The organism is Allobosea sp. BK604 (assembly GCF_004341515.1).
Classification (GTDB): domain Bacteria; phylum Pseudomonadota; class Alphaproteobacteria; order Rhizobiales; family Beijerinckiaceae; genus Allobosea.
In genome coordinates this window covers 169,866-193,714 of sequence record NZ_SLZF01000004.1, presented here as the reverse complement: position 1 = coordinate 193,714, position 23,849 = coordinate 169,866, and the positions used below count along the sequence as shown (strand labels likewise).

Here is a 23,849-nt window from a genome sequence, read left to right as displayed (position 1 = left end):
GGCCGAAAAGCCCTCAATCTCCCCGTCTGACGCAGGCCAGATAGAACCCGTCCGTGCCCATGCGGTTCGGCGATAATTGCAGGCCGAACCGGGTGGCGAAGCGGGCGAGCAGGCGAAAGTCGCCCTCGCCCGTGGCGAGCACCTCGGCCAGCGGCACCGGCGCGAAGCCGGGATGCTTGCCGAGGAAGGTCTCGACGGCGCCGTCATTCTCCTCGGGCAGGACCGAGCAGGTGATATAGGCGATGCGGCCGCCGGGCCTGGCCAGCTTCGCGGCGCGGGCCAGCACCTCGGCCTGGTCCTTGATGCGCTCGGCGAGCGCGCCCGGGCGCACCCGCCATTTCGCGTCGGGATTGCGCCGCCAGGTGCCCGAGCCGGTGCAGGGCGCATCGACCAGCACCAAATCGGCCTGGCCCATGATATCGGCCAGCGCCTCGTGGCCGCGGTTCTTCGGCACGCGGACCTCGGCATTGGCCGCGCCCGACCGCGCGAGCCGGTCATGCAGCGGCGCCAGCCGCCGGCTGTCGAGATCGGTGGCGAAGAGCCTGCCCTCGTTCCGCATCAGCGCGGCCAGCGCCAGGGTCTTGCCGCCGGCGCCGGCGCACAGGTCGATCACTGTCTGGCCGGGCTCGGCGCCCGAAAGCAGCGCGACGAGTTGCGAGCCCTCGTCCTGGATCTCGAAGGCGCCGTCGAAGAAGCCCGGCTCGGTCTGGAGCGAAGGACCGCGCCCATCCGGCCCCGGCAGGAAGCGGATCGCATCCGGCGACCAGGCGCCCGGCTCCGGCGCGAGATGAGCGAGATCGTCCAGGAGCTTGTCGCGGCTCGATTTCAGCCGGTTGACGCGAATATCGACCGGGGCGCGACCGGCGAGCGCCTGGCCCTCGGTGATGGCCTCGGTGTCGAAGCTCGCGGAGAAGGAGGGCCAGAGCCATTCCGGCACGTCGGCGCTGACCCAATCGGGCGCGGCGTCCAGATCGAAGGTGATCAGGTTCCGCGCCTCCTGCTCGCTCAGCCGCGCGGGAGCGTGATTCTCGCCGGAGCAGAGCTCGGCGATCTCCTCCATCTCCAGGCCGCGCACGCTGGCGAGCATGCCGAGCACGAGCGCGCGCGGGCTCTCATCACCCATGGCGAAGGCGGAGGAGGATTTCCGGCGCAACGCGTCATAGACCAGCGTCGCGATCGCGGCCCGGTCCTTGGAGCCGGCGAAGCGGCGCGACAGGCCCCAATCCTTGAGCGCATCGGCGGCCGGGCGGCGGCGGGCGATGATGTCGTCCAGCACCTCGATGGCGGCGCTGATGCGGGCGGCGGGCGTCATGCCGTAACGCTCCGAAGACGCGGCGAGTCAGTGTGGAAGAATTGGCACAGGCTCATCTTTTTCTTTCGAAGAACGCGAACATGAGGCGCAGGAATGCCCACCCGCGTTGCGGCGCGCTTGACGTGGTCGTTTCACAAGCTGCAAGACGTGGCAACTGCTTCCTCGCGACAAAGGGTCTCGCCATGCAGCGCCTCAGCCGTCTCACGCTTGCCGCTCTCATTACGCTCGGGCTTGCCGCCTGCGCCACCACGCCTCCGCAGGACCTGACCCCGCCGCCGAGCAAGCGCCTCGACGCCAAGACCACGCTCGAGAATCGCCGCTGATCATAGCGGGAACCGCGCAAGCGCCGTTCGAGCAAATCCGAGCGGCACTTCGAGCGGTTGCTTGATGTGTTTCATGAGAGCCCGCGACGACATTCATCATGTCGTCGCGGGCTTTCTGTTGACGGCAATACCGACCGCAGGACCGGGATAACCGACACTCCGGGGCCTCGATCCTTGGCTTCGCGCCGGCATTGTCCGAATGCTGCGCTCCAGTTTTCGGGCCGATGCGCCGGGGCAGCCCGAGCCGGCTGGGTCCGAGAAAAGCACTTCACCGGGCTGTCACATCGCCTGATCATGGTCGCGGCCATAGACCGCGATCAAGGATCGGACCCATGAAGCAGATGCTCCTGTCGGCCACGATGCTGGCCACACTCGCCTTCGCCGGCGCGCCCGCCCTCGCCCAGACCGCTGCGCCGACGCTGGACGGCGCCAAGCCGCTCGTCGTCGGCCATCGCGGCGCGGCCGGCCATCGGCCGGACCACACGCTCGAAGCCTACAAGACCGGGATCGCGATGGGCGTCGACTTCATCGAGCCCGACCTGGTCTCGACCAAGGATGGCGTGCTCGTCGCCCGCCACGAGCCGATGATGAGCGGCACGACCGACGTTTCGACCCGCCCGGAATTCGCCTCGCGCAAGACGGTCAAGAAGATCGACGGCATCGACACCAACGATTGGTTCGCCAGCGATTTCACCCTCGCCGAGATCAAGACGCTGCGCGCCAAGCAGCCATTCGACGATCGCGACCAGTCCTATAACGGCAAGTTCGAGATCCCGACGCTGCAGGAGATTATCGACCTCGCCAAGAGCGAGAGCGCCCGCACCGGCCGCACGATCGGGATCTATCCCGAGATCAAGCACTCGACCTTCCACAGCGCGCTCGGCCTCGCGATCGAGGACAAGCTGCTGGAGCAGCTCAAGGCAGCTGGCTGGAGCGAAAAGTCCTCGCCGGTGATCATCCAGAGCTTCGAGACCGCGAATCTCAAGTATCTGCGCGGCAAGACGCAGCTTCGCCTCTCCCAGCTCGTCGACGCGGATGATGTCGACAAGGACGGCAATATCGTGCTCGCCGCCCCGTTCGACCGGCCCTACGACTTCGCCGTGCTCGGCGACAAGCGCACCTTCAAGGATCTGCTGACGCCGGAAGGCCTGAAGGAGATCAAGACCTATGCCGACATCGTCGCCCCCTGGAAGCCCTATATCCTCGCGGCCAAGCAGGTGATCGGCGAGGATGGCAAGCCGAAGGATCTCAATGGCGACGGCAAGATCGACGATCAGGATCGGGTGCTGATCCAGCCGACCAACGTGGTCAAGGACGCACATGCGGCGGGGCTCTACGTCCATACCTGGACCTTCCGCAGCGAGCCCAAGCGCCTCGCCTCGAATTACAAGGGCGACCCGGTCGCCGAGTACAAGCCCTATTTCGACCTCGGCATCGACGGCCTCTTCTCCGACTTCCCGGACCATGCCGTGAAGGCGCGCGACGGCAAGTAGGCGCCCAAGGTAGAGGGCCCACCGCTCAAACAACGAAAAGCCCGCCTCGCTCGTCGCGAGGCGGGCTTTTTCAGTTATCGACTGCGATCAATCGCAGACGCGGGTCGTGCGCCTGACGACGCCGCGCGGCGTTTCCTCGCGCGTGGTCACGGTGCGACAATCGCCGCCGCGATAATTGCTGCGCTCCCAGCGGGCACGCTCGCGCTCGCGATCACGCCAGCGCTCCTCGCGCCGGATCTCGCGATCCATGTGGCGCTCATGCGGCGTGCGGGTATCGACCGAGACACCGCCCGGGCCAACGTTGATCGATTGAGCATAGGCCCCGCCCGTCGCGAGCAGGACAGCAGCAGTCATAGCCGGGATGATGAATTTCATCGCGCGTTCCTCCGATTTGGAGCAGAGAACGAGCGTCTTGCCTGATTGTTCCCGAGGTCTCCACAGCGATAGTCCCGGGGAGAGCAACGACAACAGCGTGAGATTACTGCCAAGAGCTTGCGGCCAAGGCGCTTTCTGTCAGGGAGAGGCGCATCTCGACCATGCCTACGCCGATAATAAAAGGGCGCGCCGGATTTGCCCGGCGCGCCCTTCGGAAACAGCGGCTCGCGGCCTCAGTGCAGGATCTGCGAGAGGAAGAGCTTGGTGCGCTCGTGCTGCGGGTTCTTGAAGAACTCGTTCGGCTCGTTCATCTCGACGATCTGGCCGGCATCCATGAAGATGACGCGATCCGCGACCTGGCGGGCAAAGCCCATCTCGTGGGTGACGCAGAGCATGGTCATGCCCTCCTCCGCCAGCGAGACCATGGTGTCGAGCACCTCCTTGACCATTTCGGGGTCGAGCGCCGAGGTCGGCTCGTCGAACAGCATGATCTTCGGGCTCATGCAGAGCGAGCGGGCGATGGCGACGCGCTGCTGCTGGCCGCCCGAGAGCTGACCGGGATATTTCGCCGCCTGCTCCGGGATCTTGACCCGGCGCAGATAGTGCATCGCGATCTCCTCGGCGTCGCGCTTGGGCATTTTCTTCACCCAGATCGGCGCCAGCGTCAGGTTCTCGAGGATGGTCAGGTGCGGGAACAGGTTGAAGTGCTGGAAGACCATGCCGACGTCGCGGCGGATCTCGTCGATCTTCTTGAGATCGTTGGTGAGTTCCGTGCCGTCGACGATGATGTTGCCCTTCTGGTGCTCCTCGAGCCGGTTGATGCAGCGGATCATCGTCGACTTGCCGGAGCCCGACGGGCCGCAGATGACCAGCTTCTCGCCGCGCGCGACCTTGAGGTTGATGTCCCTGAGCACGTGGAACTCGCCGTACCACTTGTTGACGCCGATCATCTCGACCGCGACCGCGGTGTTCAGCGAGGTCGGCTTCAGCGCCGCAGGGCGGGTGTTCTTGGTTTCAGCCATTGCCATGGTCTTTGTTCCCTCTCAACGTCTTTGGCCGGCGGCGAGGCGCTTCTCGACCGAGATCGAATAACGCGACATTCCCCAGCAGCATAGGAAATAGAAAATCGCGGCGAAGGCATAGCCCGTTCCGCGCGTCGTCGGTGTCGCCCAGGTCGGATCGACCAGGGTCGCCTCGATCGTCCTCAGGAAGTCGAAGATGCCGACGATGGTGACCAGCGTCGTATCCTTGAACAGCCCGATGAAGGTGTTGACGATGCCGGGGATCACGATGCGCAGCGCCTGCGGCAGGATGATCAGCCGCATCATCTGCCAGTAGCCGAGGCCGAGCGACATGGCGCCTTCGTACTGGCCCTTCGGGATCGCCTGCAGGCCGCCGCGGATGACCTCGGCCATATAGGCGGCGGCGAAGAGCGCGACGCCGATCAGCGGCCGCAGGAGGCGGTCGGGCGAATATTCCTGCGGTACGAACAGCGGCAGCATGGTGTTGGCCATGAACAGCACGGTGATCAGCGGCACGCCGCGGACGAACTCGATGAAGATCACCGAGAGCAGCTGGATGATCGGCAGCTTCGAGCGCCGGCCGAGCGCCAGCAGGACGCCGAGCGGCAGCGAGAAGACGATGCCGACGGCGGCGACCAGGAAGGTCACCATCATGCCGCCCCAGAGGCCGGTATCGACGCGCGGCAGGCCGATCGAATTCTCCAGCATGGCGATGATGCCGAAGGCGACGAGCGACATCAGGATCAGGCGCTTGGGCCGGTAGAAGCGCTTCCAAGGCGGCGCGGCCTCCTCGACGGCCAGCAAGGCCGGGCCGGTGTAGAAGCGCGCCAGGCTGGGGACGAAGGAGAGGACCGTGTAGAAGACGGCCAGCGCCAGCGTGATCCAGACCAGGAAGTGGAGCAGGCCCGTCGCCCTCGGCCCGCCGAGCAGCAGGATGAAAGCTGTGATCGGCAGCAGAACGAAGAAGAAGAAGGCTCCCAGCTTCTTCAGCGGCGCATTGTTCCAGAGCAGCCAGATCACACCGATGGCGAACATCGCGAAGACGATGTTGACGCGCCAGCGCTCGCTGACCGGGTAGGAGCCATAGATAAAATACTGGTAGCGATCGGCGACATAGGCCCAGCAGGCGCCGACCGGCCGGCCGATCTTGTCGGCCAGGCAGGCGTCGCGGTTCGTCCCGGTCCAGACCGCGTCGATGAAATAGAAGCGCAGGATCTCCGGAAGCGCGGTGACGACGACATAGGCGCAAAGCAGCGTCAGGATGGTGTTGAGCGGCCCGTTGAACAGGTTCGACCTGACCCAGGCGATCGGCCCGGCCACGGAAAGCGGCGCGGCCTCCTGCGGCAGGGTTTCGCGCCGGACGAAGAAGTTAGGGGCGTTCTCGGTGGTTGCATCGGTCATCGTGGCGCCCTCACCGTTCGACCAGCGCCATGCGCTTGTTATAGATATTCATGAAGAACGAGGTCACCAGCGAGATCGTCAGATAGACCGCCATGGTGATCGAGACCATCTCGACTGCCTGGCCGGTCTGGTTGAGCACGGTGCCCATGAAGACCTGGACCAGATCGGGATAGCCGATCACGACCGCGAGCGAGGAGTTCTTGGTCAGGTTCAGATAGTTCGAGGTCAGCGGCGGGATGATCACGCGCATCGCCTGCGGGATGACGACGAGCTTGAGCGTCGGGCCGGGCCTCAGGCCGAGCGCATGCGCGGCCTCCGACTGCCCTCGCGAGACCGCCAGAATGCCGGCGCGGACCACCTCGGCGATGAAGGCCGCGGTATAGGTGGTGAGGCCGATCAGCAGCGCCACGAATTCGGGAAAGATCTGCAGGCCGCCGGTCAGGTTGAAGCGGCCCTGCTGCGGCAGGTCGAAGGAGAGCGGCCGGCCGACCAGGACGAACACGAGCAGCGGCAGGCCGATGACCAGGGCCGTGGCGATCAGGCCGTTGGGGTATTGCTTGCCGGTCGCCTCCTGCTGCCGCTTCGACCAGAGATAGAAGCCGACAGCCGCGATGATGCCGATGAACAGCGCCAGCAGGACCATCGAGAAGCCGGGGCCGAAGATCGGGTTCGGCGTGATCAGGCCGCGATTGTTGAGGAAGATATTGCCCGGCAGCTGGATCGAGTTGCGCGCATCCGGCAGCGGCTTCAGCACCGCATTGTACCAGAAGAACAATTGCAGCAGCAGCGGCAGGTTGCGGACGACCTCGACATAGACCATCGCGATCTTGGAGACGATCCAGTTATGCGACAGCCTGGCGACGCCGATGAAGAAGCCGAGGAAGGTCGAGAGCACGATGCCGATCGCGGACACCAGCAAGGTGTTGAGCAGGCCGACCCAGAAGGCCTGGCCATAGGTGCTGCCGGAGGCGCTGAACGGGATCAGCTTCTGGTTGACGTCGAAACCCGCCGCATTGTTCCAGAAGCCAAAGCCCGACGCGATCTTCTGGGCCCGCAGGTTGTCGATCGCGTTGGTGGCGGCCTCGTAGATCACGAACACCACGACGGCGAGGAGCAAGAGCTGATAGACGTAGCCCCGTATCTTGGGGTCGTAGAACAGCGAGGCTTTGCCCGGCCGGGCCGGTTCGGTTGAGAGTGTCGACACGGTCTACGCCCTTTTCTTCTTGATAGGCGGCGGCTTCTTGTTCAGTGGCGTCCGGCGCCACCCGTTCGGGCGCCGCCGGCCTTGTCATTCACGCGCCGTTCCCCTTGAACGCGGCGCGCCGCCTCCTCAGCGGATCGGTGGGGCGTATTGCAGGCCACCCTTGGTCCAGAGCGCATTCTGGCCGCGGGCGATCTTCAGCAACGAGCCTTCGCCGACATTCTTCTCGAATGATTCCCCATAATTCCCGACATGTTTGACAATCCGATAGGCCCAGTCGTTGCCGAGGCCGATCGCCTCGCCGAACTTGCCCTCGGTGCCGACCAGGCGCTTGATCTCGGGGTTCTCCGATTTCAGCATCTCGTCGATATTGGCCTTGGTGATGCCGAGCTCCTCGGCATTGAGCATGGCGAAATAGGTCCATTTGACGATGTCGAGCCAGGCGTCGTCGCCATGGCGCACGACCGGGCCGAGCGGCTCCTTCGAGATGATCTCGGGCAGCACGATATGGTCGGTCGGCGTGGAGAGCTTCAGGCGCTCGGCGTAGAGGCCGGAGGCGTCGGTGGTGAAGGCGTCGCAACGGCCCGATTCATAGGCCTTGATCGTCTCGTCCGAGGTGGCGAAGGCGACGACCTCGTACTTCATCTTGTTGGCGCGGAAATAGTCGGCGAGGTTCAGCTCTGTCGTGGTGCCCTGCTGGGTGCAGACCGAGGCGCCGGCGAGCTTCAAGGCGGAATCGACGCCGAGCTTCTTGCGGACCATGAAGCCCTGGCCGTCATAATAGTTCACGCCCGCGAAGTTGAGGCCGAGCGAGGTGTCGCGCGACATCGTCCAGGTGGTGTTGCGCGAGAGCAGATCGACCTCGCCCGATTGCAGCGCGGTGAAGCGGTCCTTCGAGGAGAGCGGAACGAACTTGACCTTGCTCGGATCGTTGAAGATCGCGGCGGAGATGGCGCGGCAGAGATCGACGTCGAGCCCGGTCCAATTGCCCTGGGCGTCGGGAATGCCGAAGCCGGCCAGGCCCGGGCCGACGCCGCACACGAGCTGTCCGCGACTCTTGACCTGGGCGAGCAGCCCGGTCTGGGCCTGTGCCCCGCCGATGCACGCTGTCGTTGCAGCAGCGACGAGCGCTGCGGCGTAGAACTTGTTCATGGTTGTTGTCCCCTGTTTTGGCGGAACGGGTTCCTGCCCGTCCTCGGTTATCCTGCAAGTCCTGGACCAAGCGTGCGGTTGGTCAAATTCTCCTTTCGTCTCTGTTTCCAAAGGGAAAAAGGGCGCCGGCAGTAGCCGACGCCCCCGAATTCAGCTCAGCGCACCGGCGGAGCGTATTGCAGGCCGCCCTTGGTCCAGAGCGCGTTCTGGCCGCGGGCGATCTTCAGGAGCGAGCCCTGGCCGACATTCTTCTCGAACGACTCGCCGTAGTTCCCGACCAGCTTGACGATCCGATAGGCCCAGTCGGTAGTCAGACCGATCGACTCGCCGAACTTGCCCTCGGTGCCGAGCAGGCGCTTGATCTCCGGATTGTCGGATTTCAGCATCTGGTCGACATTGGCCTTGGTCACGCCGAGCTCCTCCGCGTTCAGCATGGCGAAATGGACCCATTTCACCAGGTTGAACCATTGCGCATCGGTGTTGCGCGTCGACGGGCCAAGCGGCTCCTTGGAGATGATCTCGGGCAGGACCATGTGGTCGTCCGGCGCGGTCAGCTTCAGGCGCTCGGCATAGAGACCGGAGGCGTCGGTCGTGAAGGCGTCGCAGCGGCCGGCATCATAGGCCTTGACCGTCTCGTCCGAGGTGGCGAAGGCCACGACTTCGTACTTCAGGTTGTTGGCGCGGAAGAAGTCGGCGAGGTTGAGCTCGGTCGTGGTGCCCTGCTGGGTGCAGACCGAGGCGCCCGAGAGCTGCAGCGCCGAGGTAACGCCGAGCTTCTTGCGGACCATGAAGCCCTGGCCGTCATAATAGTTCACGCCGGTGAAGAGCAGGCCGAGCGAGGTGTCGCGCGACATGGTCCAGGTCGAGTTGCGGACCAGGACGTCGACCTCGCCGGATTGCAGGGCGGTGAAGCGGTCCTTGGCCGAGAGCGGGATGAACTTGACCTTGGTCGGGTCGTTGAAGATCGTCGCCGCGATGGCGCGGCAATAATCGACGTCGAGGCCCTGCCAGTTGCCCTGCGCGTCCGGCACGCCGAATCCGGCGAGACCGGTATTCGAGCCACAGTTGAGAATGCCGCGCGACTTGATCTGGGCCAGCGTCTGAGGCGCTTGCGCCGACGCCGCCGAAGCGGAGATCGCGAGCCCGAGCCCGGCGATCGCGGCTGCCATGAGTTTCTTCATCATTGTCTCTCCCGTTGAGATGGTCCGCCCGGTCCCCGCCGGCGGAGCAAGCATCGGTTGCGTCGTCATCCGGTGCGCAAGGCCGGCTCGGTTGCACATAAATTGAGCGACGTTCCCCGGATTCGATTGCCAGAGCGGCGCATGAGCGTCAAGCAACGGCCCCTTCCCGACGTGCCTCTTTCCAGCCCCCGCATCACATGCGACTTTCAGGGGGCGGTCAAGCTCGGCCGCCCCGCCCGTCAGACCCTCCTCCCACGCGTCGGCTCCATGAAAAAACTAGCTCCGTCAGACTTCGCGCAGCTGCGCGAGAAGACCCGCCTCGTCCTGGCAGGCCGCGATCCGGCCGACAGCTACGGCTTCGTCAATCCCGCGATCGTGCGTGGCTCGACGGTGATCTATCCGAACATGGAAGATTTCCTCGCCCGCAAGGCGCGTTACACCTATGGCACGCAGAGCAACCCGACGATCGACGCGCTGCTGGCGGCGCTGAATACCATGGAAGGCGGCGCCGGCGTCCTGGTCTGCTCTTCCGGCCTGCTCGCCTGTACCTTGCCGCTGCTGGCGATATTGTCTGCCGGCGATCACCTTCTGGTGACCGACAGCGTCTATCGGCCGACGCGCAATTTCTGCGACAAGATGCTGCCGCGCCTGGGCGTCGAAGTCAGCTATTACGATCCCACGATCGGCGCCGATATCGCCAAGCTGTTCAAGCCGAACACCAAGGCGGTCTGGACCGAAGCGCCGGGCTCGCAGACCTTCGAGATGCAGGACATCCCGGCCATCGTCGAAGCCGCCCATGCCCGCGATGTTCTCGTTCTAATGGATAATACCTGGGCGACGCCGCTCTTCTTCGATTCCCACAAATTCGGCGTCGACATCTCCGTCCAGGCCGGCACCAAATATTATGCCGGTCATTCCGACGTGCTGATCGGCACGGTCTCGGCCCGGACGCCCGAGCTCTACAAGCAGCTCCAGGAAACCTGGCAGACGCTCGGCGTCATCATCGCGCCGGAGGACGCCTACCTGACGCTGCGCGGCATCCGCACCATGCATGTGCGCCTGAAGGAGCAGATGCCGGCCGGCCTCGATATGGCGAAATGGCTCGAGAGCCGTCCGGAAGTGGCGCGGGTGCTGCACCCTGCCCTGCCGAGCGACCCGGGCCACGCGATCTGGAAGCGCGACTTCACCGGCGCCTCCTCGCTCTTCGCGGTCGAGCTGAAACCCGTTTCGCAAAAGGCGGTCGGCGCGATGCTGGACGGGCTCGCGCTGTTTGGCATGGGCGCATCCTGGGGTGGCTATGAGAGCCTCGCCCTGCCCTTCGACTGCCGACCCTACCGCACGGCGACAAAGCCGGGCTTCGAGGGACCGACCATCCGCTTCCATATCGGGCTCGAGGATCTCAGTGACCTCAAGGCCGACCTCGAAGCCGGCTTCGCCCGGCTCAAGGCCGCGGCCTGAGCCAATCGGCCGGGATGGCGGCACGGCGAGAGGCGATCGTCTTCGCCGAGCCTGACGCGCCGCCTTCTGCGACCCGACATCCGGCGACGGCGCGCTCGGCAGCGGTGCCGGGGCTCGTCACGAGATAGTATGGCGGCTCACTTGAGATGCCGCGCTCTGCCGAGCTGTGTTGTAGGGACTGAACAAAGCACGATTTCAAGCCTCCCAAGCCCCGCCCCTCGGCGGGGTTTTTCTTGGTGGCACCGCGCCGGTGTCGAAGGAGCGCCAACCAGAAGCCTGTCGCGCCGACCACTATGCCCCTCACCTTTCCTCGCGGCCTGAACGGATACCAGGGCGTTGTGACCCGGATGGCAAGCCGGGGACGCGGACAAGATGGATCAGTCTGCGCTCGTCACCGTCGGTGTCGACATCGGCAAGGCCCATCTCAAAGCTAGGTTCGCGCGGCTCTGAGCTGCGAGATAAAGCATCGGACCGAAAACTGGGATCCCGTTGTCGCAGGAACGATGCTAGAACAAGAGCTGGACATGGACCGATCCTGCCCGGACGCTATGGATGCGTCTAAGCAGCGGAAGTACCACTTTATAGTGTTGTTCCGGCTCAATCATAGCGGAATTCCTCACTGGACGAGTATATCGCCTCTCTGCTGAAATGCGTACGCACCAATTAAAAGCCGCAACAAATGATCACCCGTCAGGTTGTGGAAGAACCGGCATTATCGGGCTCCGATCTTGAGGCCGCGCGGCACTCTGCGCTGGTAAGCCTGGAAAAGGGCGATCTCAGCACTGCTTCGGATTTGGTTGCCGGTCGAAGTAACGACTTCGCCGCCAAGGGCCGCCCGGCATTCCCCTTATACAGGCGTGAGGTGCCCGCCGGGAACATGAACAGCACCGTTACGGTCCTCATGTACCACGCGATGGGCAACAAGCGCGGCGAATGCGCGGGTGCCGAGGCGCATTACACCGTCACGTCGCGCCAGTTCGACAGTCACCTCGCGCTGGCCGCCCAGGCGGGCCTGCGCGTGCGCAGCGTGGCACAGCTGCTGGCCGCACCGGCTGACCGCGCGGCAAGCGTGGCGCTCACATTCGACGACGGCCACGGCAGCAACGGCCCGGCGGCCGAACGCATCGCCCGCGCCGGCGGCAGTGCCGACTTTTTCATCAACCCGTCCCGGGTGGGCAAGCCACATAACCTCGGCTGGAGCGACCTGCGTTCAATGGCCGATGCCGGCATGTCCATCCAGTCGCATGGACAGGATCACTGCTACCTCAACGAGCTGAGCCCGGCGGAGGTCGTGGCTCAGCTCGTCGATTCCAAGAAGGCCATAGAGGATCATCTAGGCCGGCCGGTCACCTTGTTCGCCCCTCCCGGCGGCCGCGTGACCCCCAACCTGCGCGTCGTCGCCGCGCGCGCCGGTTACGCCGCCGTGTGCTCGTCGCGCGTGGGTCTTTGGCATACCCGCGAAGGCCCCTGGGACGTGCCCCGTCTCGCGGTGCTGCAGTCCACGTCGGACGCGCAACTGGCCCGCTGGCTTGGCCATGACTGGTGGGAGATAACCAACCGCCGTGCCTGCTACCTCATCCTTGCGTCGGCCAAGCGGCTGCTCGGCAACCATCGCTACGGGCGCCTGCGCGTCCGGCTGCTGCGCAGCGACGCCCAGCCCGCCCCGTGACGAAAGTCCTCTACTTCACGTCGCGGTTTCCCTGCTGGTCGGAAACGTTCATCGTCCGCGAGATCAGCGAACTGATCCGGCTGGGCGTGGACGTCCACATCGTGTCGCTGAAACACCCGGTGGAAAAGATGGTGCAGTCCGACGCGGCTGCGCTGCTCGACCGGGTCATCTACCCGTTGCGCGGCGTGCGCCCAGTGGCGCAGGTACTCGGCACCTGCCTGCAGCATCCGCGGCGTGAGCTCTCCGCGCTGGCCGATATCGTGCGCGGCCTGTGGCGGCACCCCGTGGCACTGGTCAAGACACTGGTGGTGTGGTGGCGCACGCTGGCGCTTCTGCCCACGCTGCGCGGGCTCGCGCCCGACCATCTGCACGCGCACTGGGCAACCTACCCGTCCACCTCGGCCATGCTCGCGTCCCGGCGGCTCGACAAGCCGTACAGTTTTACAGCGCACGCCCACGACATCTTCCTCGAAGACCACATGCTGGCCGAAAAGATGCGCACAGCCGCGTTCGGCGTGACAATCTCCGAGTTCAATCTCCGCTACCTCGCCGACAATGTGTCGCCCCTCGCGTTGCAGTGCATGCGCATCATCCATTGCGGCGTACGCCCGGCGGACTTCGAGTTCGCGCCCGCGGGGCGCCACCGGCAGCTGATCCTGGCGGTGGGCCGGCTCGCCGAGATCAAGGGCTTCGACCACCTCGTCGACGCCTGCGAACTGCTCGCGCGCCGCAACGTCCCATTCGAATGCCTTGTGATCGGTGAAGGGCCGCTGCACCGCGCGCTGCAGACGCGTATCGATGCGGCCGGCCTGTCGGACCGGGTGACCATGCTCGGCGCCCTCAAGCAGGAGGAGGTCAGGGCTTACCTCGCCCGTGCGGGGGTGTTCGCGCTACCGTCGGTCGTCACAGCGAGTGGCGACTGCGACGGTATCCCGGTGGCCCTGATGGAAGCGATGGCCGCCGGTCTGCCAGTGGTGTCGACGCGGGTGTCGGGCATTCCCGAACTGATCGAACACGGCTCCTCCGGCCTGCTGGCCGAACCGGGCGATGCGAAGGAACTGGCCCAGTGCATCGAGCGCCTGATCGCCGACCCAGCCTCGACGCGCGAGATGGCGGGCATGGCTCGCCGCACCATCGAGCGCGAGTTCGATGTGGCGATCGAGGCCCGCAAGCTGCTGTCGGCCATCGAGCGGCCTGCATGAGCACCCCGCTGCCGCGCAATCGTCGCGGATCAGGCCCAGGAGCGCTCCGAGCCCGCCGCCTCCATCCCGCCCGCGAGGGCATCGCAATATCAGACGCTTAGAGCATTTCCGCGCTTCCTTGAATCGCGAAAATTCTCTAGTTCTTTGTTTTATCGGATTTTTTCATGCGAACTGGTATCCACTTCGCTCGAAAATGTTCTGACGTGCCGCAGCCTATCCGGGCCCGGCATTGGAATCCTCGCCCCGCGCCTTGGCGCGCAGGACGAATTGCAGGTTGCGGCAATAGACGAACAGGCCAAAGCCCTGGCCGAGGATGAAGACCGGGTCGCGCCGGTAGAGCGCGTAGAGGAAAAGCAGCGCGCCGCCCCCGATCGAGAACCACCAGAAGGTCATCGGCACGACCGAGCGCTTCGCCTTCTCGCTTGCCAGCCATTGCACGACGAAGCGCATGGTGAAGAGCGCCTGGGCGACGACGCCGAGCAACACCCACCAGTCGATGTTGTTGACGAAGACATCGTGGAAATAGTCGCCGATCTTGTGCTGGAGATCGATCAGCATCAGCGCGCCTCCGAGACGATCTGCGGCACGCGCCGGCGCCGCCGGATCAGCCACCAGACACCGGTGAGGTCGAGGATTCCGACCCAGAGTCGATCGAAGAAGCCATAATTCGAGACGCCGGTCAGGCGCGGCCGGTCGCGCACGTCGACATGCAGCACGTGATAGCCCTCGCGCACCATCAGCGCCGGCATGAAGCGGTGCAGCGCATCGAAATAGGGCAAGGCGAGATAGGCCTCGCGCCGAAAGCATTTCAGGCCGCAACCGGTATCGCGCGTGCCGTCCTTGAGGACGCGGACACGGACGCTGTTGGCGATGCGCGACTGCCATTTCTTGAAGCCGGTATCCTTGCGCCCGACCCGCTGGCCCTGGACGAGCCCGGCCTGGAGACCGCCCTTCTGCAAGGTATCGACCATTTGCGGCAGGAAGGCCGGATCGTTCTGGCCGTCGCCGTCGAGCGTCGCCACGACCGGCGCGCGGGCATGGCGCACGCCTGTGCGCACGGCCGCGCTCTGGCCGCAGGATTCGACGTGCCTGATGATGCGCAGCCAGGGCCGCGTCGCGGCGAGCTCGGTCAGCGCGGCCTGGGTGCCGTCGGTCGAGCCGTCATTGACATAGATGACCTCGAACGGAGCGACGGCTTGGCAGGCCTTCTCGATATCGGCGATCAGGGGCCCGACATTGCCGACCTCGTTGCGCACGGGCACGACGACGCTGAGCAGAAGCGGATGGATGGGCGAAACTTCGGTCACTCGAGCTTTATCCGGGAGAACGGCGCGCAAACTGCGTCAAGCCGGCGAATGGGGCAACTGCTTTCACTGGCGCGCGAATACGCCGATTTCGAGCCGCTTGCCACCATTGAGATTGAAGCCGGGAATGGTGGTGACGACACGCGGGGTGATGCCGGCCTTGGCGATGGCCGCCTGGAAATCGGCCGCGAATCGCTTCTCGACCAGGGCGACGCGGCAGCCGGGCTGGTTGAGGAACTCGGCCGCGGCGGCGCCATCCGCGCCCATGGCGAGGTCGGTTCGGGTCAGGAAGACGAGGCTCGGCTCGCGATAGCCGACCGTGATCACCGCGGGATCGGCGCAGCCGACGGCGCGCACGGACTCGGCCAGGCGCGGCGAGAGCTGCAGCGAGCGCAGGCTCTCATAGGCCAGGCCAAAGACGCCGACGCTGAGCAGCAGGCTCGCGACCACGCAGCGCCAGAGCGCGCCCTCGAAATCGCTGCGGCGGAAGGCGTTGACGACCAGCACCGCGACGATGAGCGCGAGCGCCAGCACGGGCAGCGCGAGATAGGGCAGCGTGTGGTCGAAGGTCCAGTTGGCGTAGAGGATGACGCCGACCAGCGCCGCCGGAACCAGGAAGACCAGCCAGGCCGTCGCGACCGCGCCGAAGCGGAAGCGGTCGATGCCGTTATTGACCACCGCCAGCAGCAGGAGACCGGTGATCGCCGGGTAGAGCGGCAGGACATAATGCGGCAGCTTGGTCGGCACCGCCTCGAAGACGATCCAGGACGGGATGATCCAGGCGAGCAGGAACAGGATCTGCGGCTCGCGCCGGCGCGCCCAGGCGAAGGGCACGGCCATGGCGGCGAAGGCCGCTGCCGGCCAATAAGTGCCGAAGAAGATCAGGAGGTAGAGGCCGGGCGGGCCCCAATGCTTCTCCTGTCCCTCGGCGACCTTGCCGAGCATGTCGTTGCCGACGCTTTCGCTGAAGAAGGCGCCACCGGTCTTCCAGGCGATGGCCGCGACCCAGGGCATCACGACGATCAGGCAAAGGATCAGCCCGCTCAGCGGCCGCAAGGGCGCGAACCAGCGGAAGCTGCGCTCGCGGATCGCCAGCACGATGGTGGCGAGGCCCCAGACCATCGGCACGATCGGACCCTTGATCAGGATCGCGATCGCGGTCGCGCCCCAGAAGACGAGCCAGTTGCGCCGGTCCGGCACGAAGGGCAGCGAGCGCGTCCAGTCGAGCCAGGCGCGGGCGAGCGCGCCCATGGTCGCGACAGCACAGGCGGCAAGCACCGCGTCGGTCTTGGCGATGCGCGCCTCGACGCCGAGCAGCACCGCGGCGGCCATCAGCGCCCCGCCCAGCAAGGCCAGGCGCGGCGAGACAAAGGCAAGCAGGGCCCAATAGGTCAGCAGGACCGTGGCGATGGCACCGATCAGCGAGGGCAGCCGGTAGAGCCAGATCTGCACACGGGCTTCGGGCACGCCGAGATGCTCGCCGGCCGCCACGGCGGCGCTCTGCAACCAGTAGATGCCGACCGGCTTCTTGTGCCTGGCCTCCTGCTGGAAGCGGATATCGATGAAATCACCGCTCTCCAGCATCTGCTTGCTGGCCTGGGTGAAGCGGGGCTCGTCACGATCGAAGGGCGGCACCGTGCTGAAGCCGGGCAGGAAGGCGCCGAGCGCGATCAGCACAAGCAGCGCGCAGGCGCGCCAATGGCTGGCGGAAGCGGCTCCAGCAAGACGGTCGAGCACGGGACCTATCGAGATCATCGGTATCCCTCGCGACCGGTGGTCGCGTTCCTCAAGGGCTGGATGCGGCGGGCAGGCCGTCCCGCTCCGCCAGATGGCGAAGCATGGGCGGCGCCCGAATGACGAGCCTTTCGGGCGCGATCAAGGCGAAGGCCGCCGTCGCCGGCAGCGGGCGCGGTTTACGCTGCCCCACAGGCGGCCGCAAGCTGAACGCGATGACACGGTGTCGCCTTGCCGCTCGATCGCATCGTCATTCTCCGAAAACCGCGATCCACTTTTCCGGCCAATGCGCTAGCCTGCCGCATCGGCGGGGGCAAATATGGGCGAGTTGATCTGGGGCACGATCCGCACGGGACTGTGGGGCCTGCTTCTCGGGCCGCTCTTCGCACTGCTTTTCGTGATCGGCCTGATGATCTTCGACCCGGTCTGCGGCAGCCCCGGCGATTCCGGCGGCTGCGCGATGGGCCTCGTCACCGCGCCGATCGCGATCGCACTACCAAGTTTCGTGCTGGGAGCCGCGATCGGCCTGGCGCGGGAATTGTGGCGGCGGCGCCCGGCCGATCCGCGGGCGGCGATCCGGCGCCTGCGCAATCTTGGCCGCGAAGAGTGAGAAAGGCTGGCAGCCATGTTGCTGCTAGTGGCCAAATATGGCGAGCCCGGCAGGATTCGAACCTGCGACCAGCAGCTTAGAAGGCTGCTGCTCTATCCATCTGAGCTACGGGCCCGTTGGTCGGAGCTGACGCTCCCGCCATCCGGAATGCTCGCCAGATCATCGGACCCGATGATCCAGCTTCTTGTTTTCGCATCGGCTTGTCCGAAGACCGCAATCCGCTTCTCGGGCCGATGCGCTCGATGCCGCTCGAGGCGGCACCCGTTCAATGCGTCCACTGGCCGACGCGGTTGAACTTGAAATTGTCGGCATAAGCCATCGAGCGGCGCTTGGGATCATGCGGCTGCTCGACGCGATAGGGAATGCCGTTGCGCGTGGCATAGGCCACCGCCTCGGCCTCCGTGTCGAACCAGAGCTTGACCTGGCTCTTCATGTCGCCCGACGAGGTCCAGCCCATCAGCGGCTCGATCTGGCGCGGCTGCTCCGGCTCGTATTCCAGGAGCCAGCGCTCGGTCTTGGCGGTGCCCGACTGCATGGCGTTGCGGGCGGGGCGATAGATGCGTGCGGTCATCGTCTGGCTCGGCCGTCTGTGGTGTCGCGAATGGTCGGGGCAGCAGGATTCGAACCTGCGACCCTCTGCTCCCAAAGCAGATGCGCTACCGGGCTGCGCTATACCCCGCCGGTCCGCAAATGCATCGAAACACTTGCAAAACCGCCCCGCCATGTCCTCGACAGCATGGCGCGACGCGGAACGGAATAACATCGAAGGGACGATTTGGGAACCGAACGCCGACAAAATTCCGTGTGGCTTTCACATCGCGTTTTCGGGCAGCGGGCACAGATCGCAAGGTGACGAGCCAACGCCCGGCCGACACGGCGTTGTTCCAGCCGCCGCGGCAGAGCCGTCACTTCTTGAAAAGCGAGTGCTCGACCTTGTCGCCCGGCTTGATGCCAAGCTTGGCGGCGGTGCCGCCATTCACTTCCAGCACGGACAGGACCGGCTCGCCCGAGGGGATCGTGCGGGTCGAGAGCGGCTCGGTGTTCTCGGCGATACGCGCGACGGTGCCGTCGGCGCGGATGAACAGCATGTCGAGCGGGATGTAGGTGTTCTGCATCCACATCGCGACCGGCTCGCTGCGGGCGAAATCGAAGAGCATGCCGCGATCGGGCGGCATGTAATTGCGGTACATCAGGCCGCGCGCGCGCTGATCCGGCGTACGCATGACCTCGACCTGGAAGCTGTGGCGCTGGCCACCGCTGACGATCGCGAGCGGCTCAAGCCCGGTCGCAGGAGCGGTTGCGGCCTGCTGGGCGAAAGCCGGGAGCGGGGCGAGCAGCAGCCAGGCGAAGCAGGCTATCAGGAAACGTCTGGCGGACTGCATCTCGAGACTCCCAGCATTCATCGTCTGTCGCCGGGCTCCTGCGCCCGTCAGATGGCGAATCTGCGACAGATACGGAGCATGGCGGGGCGTGGGTCAAGTTTTTCATGCCCAGACCTAGTGGGGATGTCTTTCTTTCGTCGCGGCCTTGCGGCAGGTTCGCTGCCCCAACAAGGAGATGGGTATGATCGCCTCGACCTTTGGCAGCCTGACGCGGCTGACCCGGATTGCCGGAACAGCCACGCTCATCGTGCTGGTGCAGCCAGCGCTGGCCGCCGATTTCCAGATCGACAACCTGAAATTCGATTTCGGCGGAGCCGCGATCACGGTGCCGAAGATCGCCGTCAAGGGCTCGCCGCTCGAGCGCGAGGCCTTCATCGCGCTGTTCAACGCGACTACCGGCGAGAGCACCGCGTCCCGGATGAGCCGCCTCGGCGCGACCGAGATCACCGCACCGGAACTCTCGATCGTCCAGGAACTGGGCGCGCAGAAGCAGACCACGATCTATCGTGACATCCGCTTCAGCGAGATCCGTGACGGCAGGATCGCGCGCGGCGAGGCCGCCGGCGGCACGCTGGCCGTGACGGGCGCCCCGACCGGCACCATGACCGGCGAGCTCAAGCGCATGGGCTTCGAGGGGATGAACCTGCGCCAGATCGCCCGTGTCTTCAGCGAGAAGGCTGCGCCCGGCGTCGAGGAGCAGGCGCTGCCGCTCTATGACCGCTTCGAGATGGATGGCTATGCGCTCGACTTGGGCGCCGCCGGCAAGATGTCGATGGGCAAGGCGAGCGGCCGGGCCTTCAAGGTCAAGGTCGGATCCGAGCCGCTCGGGGAGTTGTTCTCACGCATCGTCGCGCAGGCCGAAGCCGATCAGAAGAGCGGGCGCGACCCGACGGCGAAGCGCACGCCCGAGCAGACCGAGGCGGACAAGCGCATCGGCCTCGCGCTGCTCTCGCTGTTCGAGACGGTCGACTATGGCAGCGGCGAGGTCCGCGACGTGGCGATGAACATCGTGACCCCGCCCAAGCCGAACGAAAAGCCGGTCGCGGTCACCATGAAGATCGCCCGCATGGCCTATGGCGAGGATACCCCGACCAAATCCGGCTTCGCGCTCGAAGGCTTCGACTTCGCGACGGAGGACGCCAAGGGCACGATCGGCCTGATCAGCTATAGCGGCTTCTCGTTCGGCTCGACGATCAAGGGCTGGAAGGATGTGCTCTCCCAGCCGGATGCCGATTTCGACAATATCGACTACCGCTCGCTGATTCCGACGCTTGGCACGATCCGGCTCACCGGCCTCACCGCCGAGGCGCCGCAGAAGGGCGCCAAGCCGGGCCAGGCGCTGCCGCCCCTGCGGATCGGGCTCGGCACGTTCGAGATCAAGGCGAGCGATCAGCTCAACGGCATCCCGACCAATCTCGCCATGACGATCGACAAGCTCCAGGTCCCGGTGGTCGAAGGCCCCGGCAACCCGGCGGTGCGCGACCTGATCGCGATGGGCTATCGCAATCTCGACCTCTCGGCCAAGCTCGACCTCGGCTGGAACGCCGGCAGCAACGAGCTCGCCATCCGCAATATCGCGGTCGGCGGCGCCGGCATGGGCCAGCTCCAAGCCTCCGGCACCCTGGGCAACGTCACCAAGGACCTGTTCTCCAGCGATACCGCGCTTGCGCAGATCGCCGCCCTCGGCGCGACCGCGCGCAACGTCCAGGCCAAGCTGCAGAATCTCGGCCTGTTCGAGAAGCTGGTCGAGAACGAGGCGCGCAAGTCGAACCGCAAGCCGGACGAGGTCAAGCGCCAATACGCGATGATGGCGAGCCTCGGCCTCGCAGCGATCCTCGGCCCGTCCGACGGCGCCAAGACGCTCGCGGCGGCGGTCTCGCGCTTCGTCGCCCAGCCGGGCACGCTCACTGTCGAAGCCACCGCCAAGACGGCGAGCGGACTTGGCCTTGCCGACGTGATCGCCATCGCCGATCCGACCGAGATCTTCGACAAGATCAACCTCAAGGCCAATGCCCAGTGAGGCTGGCGGCGTCTTGCCGCCCGAGGATGAGAGCTGGCGACCGGGCGCGCTCGTGTCCTGGTGGGCGGGCTTGCCGCAGGGGCCGCGCGGCTTCCTGCGCAAGCGCGTCAACCCCGACAACCAGACCCGGCTGCACCTCGCGCATCTGATCGCGCGGCGGCCGGGGCAGATCATGGCCGGCGCCTATAGCTATGGCCGGCCGAAGGTGCGCTTTCCCGAGAGTGGCGCCCGGCTGACGATCGGGCGCTACGGCTCCATCGCCGATGGCGTCGAGATCCTGCTCGGCGGCAATCACCGCACGGAATGGGCGACGACCTATCCCTTCCCCGCCCTGCCCGGTCTCTGGCCGGAGGCAAGGGGCATGGGCGGCCATGACGCGACGCGCGGCGACGTCACGATCGGCCATGACGTCTGGATCGGCTCGCAGGCGATGATCATGTCGGGCGTCACGATCGGCCATGGCGCCGTGATCGCGGCGCGGGCCGTGGTGACGAAGGATGTGGCGCCCTACGCGATCGTCGGCGGCAATCCGGCGCGCGAGATCAGGAAGCGCCTGCCGGAGGCCGATATCGCGGCGCTGCTGGCCTTACGCTGGTGGGAGCTGCCGGAGGCCCGGGTGAAGACGCTGCTGCCCCTGTTGATGTCGGAGAAAGTCGACGAGCTGGTCGCGCGGATCAGGACTTCCGCAGCAGGCGGCGCTTGAGGCCGAGCGCCGGCTTCTCGATGCCGTACCATGAGAGGGCGGCGACGATGAGCGTCAGCGCCAGCGCCGGCCAGAGCAGGACCAGGGCGGCGGCGCCCGGCCAGAACACGACAAGCGCCTGCTGCACCGGCCAGCCATAGAGATAGACCCCATAGGAGAGATCGGCCGGCGGCTCGCTGCGCCAGCGTGTCAGCGGAGGCGCCATGGCCAGCACCAGCACGCCCCAGGCGGTGGTCAGGAACAGCGCCGCCTTGAAGGCGGGCGTCCAGGCCAGCAGCGCCGTCAGCACCATCGCCGCGGCGAGGCCCGCCAGCGACAGCGGCACACGCTCGCGCCAGAGATAGGCGACGCCGCCGGCGAGGAAGATCAGCGGCAGGCGAAGCGCCGTCTCGACGCCCTTGGGTCCGTCGGGCGCGACGATCTCGCGGCCGATCACGGCCAGCGTCAGCAGGATGAGCGCGCCCAGCGCCACTTCACGACGCAGCAGCAAGCCGGCGAGCCCGGCCACGAAGACGCCGAGATAGCACAAGGTCTCGTATTTCAGCGTCCAGACCGTGCCCATCGGGAAGGGTAGCGGGTTGCCGTCGAACACGCCCGGCAGGGGCGCCGCGCTCTTGAAGCTGGTCAACGTGCCGTAGATGAAGCGCCAAAGCCTGGAATCGCCGAGATAGGCGCCAAGATCGAGCCGGGTCAGGGCGCTGCCGAGGAGGAGCGAGACGACGAGCGTCGCCGCGATCAGGCCGGGCGCGATGCGGAGCAGGCGCGCGAGAATGTAGTCGCGCCAGCCGCGATTGACGAAGCTCATCGTCACCAGGAAGCCGGAAATGGCGAAGAAGCCGTTGACCGCGTGCTCGCCAAGCGTGAATCCGGTCAGGCGCGCCAGCGGCTCGTCCTCGACGACGCCGGTCGTGACGCTGAACGCATGCGAGACGACGACGGCAAGCGCCAGCGCCAGCCGCAGCAGGCCGAAATTATTGTGCTCGTGATCGAGCGCGCGATCGATCGCGCTCAGCGGGACCGGATTGGCCTTCACCTGGCTGCTCCCGCCTTTTCGACGAGCTCCTCCTGCTCCAGCGCGGTCACGTTTCTGCGCCAGGCCCGCGCGCCCGCCACCGAGCCGGCATGGGCGAACAACTTGTCCAGGTTCAGGATCAGGCCGTAACCGATTGCCTTTGCACCGTTTTCAAGGATCGTCCAGCGCGATGGCGCCGGCAGGCCGTATTTCGCGGCGACATAGAAATGCGACCAGGCGAGATGCCAGCGCGCCCGGAAGCGCCGGCCCAGGTCGGGCTTGCTGGAGCGCCCGCGCGCGTGCTCCACCCGCGCTGCATCGACATGCACCAACGCATGGCCGGAATCGCGCAAGCGACGGCAGAGATCGTCATCCTCGTAGAACAGGAAGATCGCGGGGTCGAAACCTCCCAGCGCGAGGAAGAGCTCGCGCCGGATCAGCAGACAGGCGCCGGAGAGGAAGGGCAGGCAGGCATCGCCTTCGGGAATGACCAAAGCCTTGGCCTGATTGAGATGCGGCGGCGAGAGCAGCGAGCGCGGCTGCACGAAAACCCGGCCCGAAGGCTCGACGATGCGCGGCGCCAGCATGCCGGCATCGGGATAAAGCGCCGCCGCCGACAGCAGTGCCGCGACAGCGCCGGGGCCGAGGACGAGATCGGGGTTGACGATCAGGACGAAGGGCGTGTCACAGGCGGCGACGCCGAGATTATTGGCCCGGCCATAGCCTTCGTTGCGGGCATTGGCGAGTACACGCGCGCCATGACCCTTCGCGATCGCCGCGGAATCGTCGCTGCTGGCATTATCGACCACGATCGTCGGCACGCCCTCGCCTGCCAGCGCCGCAAGGCAGGCCGGAAGCACCTCGGCGCTGTCAAAGGCGACGACGATCGCGGTGACATCGTCTCGAAGCGGGGCTGGAGCTTGGGCGGGAGCCGACATGCCTGCCTTCTGGCCGGGATCAACCCCTGCACGCAAGCGGAATTCAGCGCCGGGCCAATTCGCTCAGCTCACGCTGGACGCTTTGCCGCTCGGACGCATCGCAGCGGCGCGGCGCGTTATAGGACCTCACCGCATAGCTGGCATTGGCTTCGACGAAGCGCCGCCGCTCCTGCGGCGCCAGCCTCGCAATGACGCGGCTGCGCTCGACCTTCACCCCGCAATCGTAGCCGCGCGAGACCTGAGCCGCGGCATATTCCGGCGTGCCGGGAATCGGGCCCGCCGTGACGCAGCCGGCAAGGCCGAGCATGACCGCGCCGCCGGCGCCGAGCTTCACCAAGGACATCGCAGCGTCCCGGC

At 66.0% G+C, this 23,849-nt stretch carries 23 protein-coding genes and 2 tRNA genes; 8 read left to right on the top strand and 17 right to left on the bottom strand.

Annotated elements, in window-relative coordinates:
- Positions 1-13: 13 nt before the first annotated feature.
- A complete protein-coding gene (locus EV560_RS14055; RefSeq protein WP_131856406.1) occupies positions 14-1,312 on the bottom strand; it encodes an RsmB/NOP family class I SAM-dependent RNA methyltransferase in 1,299 nt (432 codons plus the stop codon).
- Between the two features lie 182 nt (positions 1,313-1,494).
- Here EV560_RS14055 and EV560_RS35775 point away from each other — a divergent pair, with 182 nt between their 5' ends.
- Together EV560_RS35775 and EV560_RS14050 are read left to right on the top strand one after the other, a co-directional pair.
- Positions 1,495-1,635 carry a hypothetical protein gene (locus EV560_RS35775; RefSeq protein WP_165923460.1) on the top strand — a complete coding sequence of 47 codons (141 nt, stop codon included), beginning with the start codon at positions 1,495-1,497 and terminating at the stop codon, positions 1,633-1,635.
- A gap of 332 nt (positions 1,636-1,967) precedes the next feature.
- The gene (locus EV560_RS14050) at positions 1,968-3,128 is read left to right on the top strand and encodes a glycerophosphodiester phosphodiesterase (protein WP_131856405.1); all 1,161 of its coding nucleotides are present in this window, start codon (positions 1,968-1,970) and stop codon (positions 3,126-3,128) included.
- A gap of 87 nt (positions 3,129-3,215) precedes the next feature.
- Here the strand turns inward: EV560_RS14050 and EV560_RS14045 are convergent, their stop codons facing one another.
- From EV560_RS14045 to EV560_RS14020, 6 genes are all read right to left on the bottom strand, one after another.
- The gene (locus tag EV560_RS14045) at positions 3,216-3,503 is read right to left on the bottom strand and encodes a hypothetical protein (protein ID WP_131856404.1); all 288 of its coding nucleotides are present in this window, start codon (positions 3,501-3,503) and stop codon (positions 3,216-3,218) included.
- Positions 3,504-3,736: 233 nt separating this feature from the next.
- Entirely contained in the window at positions 3,737-4,525 is a 789-nt protein-coding gene (locus EV560_RS14040; RefSeq protein ID WP_131856760.1) for an amino acid ABC transporter ATP-binding protein, read from the bottom strand.
- Positions 4,526-4,546: 21 nt separating this feature from the next.
- Positions 4,547-5,926: an amino acid ABC transporter permease gene (locus tag EV560_RS14035; protein ID WP_131856403.1), complete on the bottom strand. Its 1,380-nt coding sequence runs from the start codon at positions 5,924-5,926 to the stop codon at positions 4,547-4,549.
- A gap of 10 nt (positions 5,927-5,936) precedes the next feature.
- Entirely contained in the window at positions 5,937-7,130 is a 1,194-nt protein-coding gene (locus EV560_RS14030) for an amino acid ABC transporter permease (protein WP_165923459.1), read from the bottom strand.
- A gap of 126 nt (positions 7,131-7,256) precedes the next feature.
- Positions 7,257-8,279, bottom strand: coding sequence for an amino acid ABC transporter substrate-binding protein (locus tag EV560_RS14025; protein WP_131856402.1), 1,023 nt, complete (start codon positions 8,277-8,279; stop codon positions 7,257-7,259).
- 155 nt (positions 8,280-8,434) lie between these two features.
- Positions 8,435-9,460: an amino acid ABC transporter substrate-binding protein gene (locus tag EV560_RS14020; RefSeq protein ID WP_131856401.1), complete on the bottom strand. Its 1,026-nt coding sequence runs from the start codon at positions 9,458-9,460 to the stop codon at positions 8,435-8,437.
- A gap of 267 nt (positions 9,461-9,727) precedes the next feature.
- Here EV560_RS14020 and metC point away from each other — a divergent pair, with 267 nt between their 5' ends.
- From metC to EV560_RS14005, 3 genes are all read left to right on the top strand, one after another.
- Complete coding sequence (gene metC / locus EV560_RS14015; RefSeq protein ID WP_131856400.1) at positions 9,728-10,918, top strand: cystathionine beta-lyase; 1,191 nt, start codon at positions 9,728-9,730, stop codon at positions 10,916-10,918.
- Positions 10,919-11,597: 679 nt separating this feature from the next.
- On the top strand, positions 11,598-12,587 hold the full coding sequence (locus EV560_RS14010) for a polysaccharide deacetylase family protein (protein ID WP_131856399.1): 990 nt from the start codon (positions 11,598-11,600) through the stop codon (positions 12,585-12,587).
- Positions 12,584-13,789 (top strand): glycosyltransferase, encoded by a 1,206-nt coding sequence (locus tag EV560_RS14005; RefSeq protein ID WP_131856398.1) that lies wholly within the window; start codon positions 12,584-12,586, stop codon positions 13,787-13,789. Before EV560_RS14010 ends, EV560_RS14005 begins: the two co-directional genes overlap by 4 nt.
- Positions 13,790-14,002: 213 nt before the next feature.
- Here EV560_RS14005 and EV560_RS14000 read toward each other — a convergent pair whose 3' ends face one another.
- The 3 genes from EV560_RS14000 to EV560_RS13990 form a co-directional block, all read right to left on the bottom strand.
- Positions 14,003-14,347, bottom strand: a complete 345-nt coding sequence (locus EV560_RS14000; RefSeq protein WP_131856397.1) for a lipid-A-disaccharide synthase N-terminal domain-containing protein — start codon at positions 14,345-14,347, stop codon at positions 14,003-14,005.
- Entirely contained in the window at positions 14,347-15,096 is a 750-nt protein-coding gene (locus EV560_RS13995; protein ID WP_131856396.1) for a glycosyltransferase family 2 protein, read from the bottom strand. Before EV560_RS13995 ends, EV560_RS14000 begins: the two co-directional genes overlap by 1 nt.
- 63 nt (positions 15,097-15,159) lie before the next feature.
- Positions 15,160-16,848 (bottom strand): ArnT family glycosyltransferase, encoded by a 1,689-nt coding sequence (locus EV560_RS13990; protein ID WP_131856395.1) that lies wholly within the window; start codon positions 16,846-16,848, stop codon positions 15,160-15,162.
- A 298-nt stretch (positions 16,849-17,146) separates the two neighbouring features.
- Between EV560_RS13990 and EV560_RS13985 the strand changes: the two genes are divergently transcribed.
- Positions 17,147-17,437 carry a hypothetical protein gene (locus EV560_RS13985; protein WP_131856394.1) on the top strand — a complete coding sequence of 97 codons (291 nt, stop codon included), beginning with the start codon at positions 17,147-17,149 and terminating at the stop codon, positions 17,435-17,437.
- Between the two features lie 38 nt (positions 17,438-17,475).
- On the opposite strand, the gene EV560_RS13980 is transcribed toward EV560_RS13985, so the two are convergent.
- The 4 genes from EV560_RS13980 to EV560_RS13965 form a co-directional block, all read right to left on the bottom strand.
- Positions 17,476-17,552 (bottom strand) — tRNA-Arg (locus tag EV560_RS13980).
- Positions 17,553-17,702: 150 nt separating this feature from the next.
- Positions 17,703-18,008 (bottom strand): ETC complex I subunit, encoded by a 306-nt coding sequence (locus EV560_RS13975; RefSeq protein ID WP_131856393.1) that lies wholly within the window; start codon positions 18,006-18,008, stop codon positions 17,703-17,705.
- A gap of 31 nt (positions 18,009-18,039) precedes the next feature.
- Positions 18,040-18,116, bottom strand: a tRNA-Pro gene (locus EV560_RS13970).
- Positions 18,117-18,342: 226 nt separating this feature from the next.
- A complete protein-coding gene (locus tag EV560_RS13965; RefSeq protein ID WP_131856392.1) occupies positions 18,343-18,819 on the bottom strand; it encodes a DUF192 domain-containing protein in 477 nt (158 codons plus the stop codon).
- A 181-nt stretch (positions 18,820-19,000) separates the two neighbouring features.
- Here EV560_RS13965 and EV560_RS13960 point away from each other — a divergent pair, with 181 nt between their 5' ends.
- Positions 19,001-20,839 carry a hypothetical protein gene (locus EV560_RS13960; RefSeq protein ID WP_131856391.1) on the top strand — a complete coding sequence of 613 codons (1,839 nt, stop codon included), beginning with the start codon at positions 19,001-19,003 and terminating at the stop codon, positions 20,837-20,839.
- Complete coding sequence (locus EV560_RS13955; RefSeq protein WP_131856390.1) at positions 20,829-21,542, top strand: CatB-related O-acetyltransferase; 714 nt, start codon at positions 20,829-20,831, stop codon at positions 21,540-21,542. The genes EV560_RS13960 and EV560_RS13955 overlap by 11 nt, the downstream gene beginning before the upstream one ends.
- On the opposite strand, the gene EV560_RS13950 is transcribed toward EV560_RS13955, so the two are convergent.
- The 3 genes from EV560_RS13950 to EV560_RS13940 are packed head-to-tail and all read right to left on the bottom strand — an operon-like array spanning position 21,514 to position 23,835.
- A complete protein-coding gene (locus EV560_RS13950) occupies positions 21,514-22,575 on the bottom strand; it encodes an acyltransferase family protein (RefSeq protein ID WP_465247005.1) in 1,062 nt (353 codons plus the stop codon). The two genes, EV560_RS13955 and EV560_RS13950, sit on opposite strands and share 29 nt — an antisense overlap.
- Positions 22,572-23,492, bottom strand: a complete 921-nt coding sequence (locus EV560_RS13945; RefSeq protein WP_131856389.1) for a glycosyltransferase family 2 protein — start codon at positions 23,490-23,492, stop codon at positions 22,572-22,574. Before EV560_RS13945 ends, EV560_RS13950 begins: the two co-directional genes overlap by 4 nt.
- Before the next feature lie 43 nt (positions 23,493-23,535).
- Positions 23,536-23,835, bottom strand: a complete 300-nt coding sequence (locus EV560_RS13940) for a hypothetical protein (RefSeq protein ID WP_131856388.1) — start codon at positions 23,833-23,835, stop codon at positions 23,536-23,538.
- Positions 23,836-23,849 lie beyond the last annotated feature (14 nt).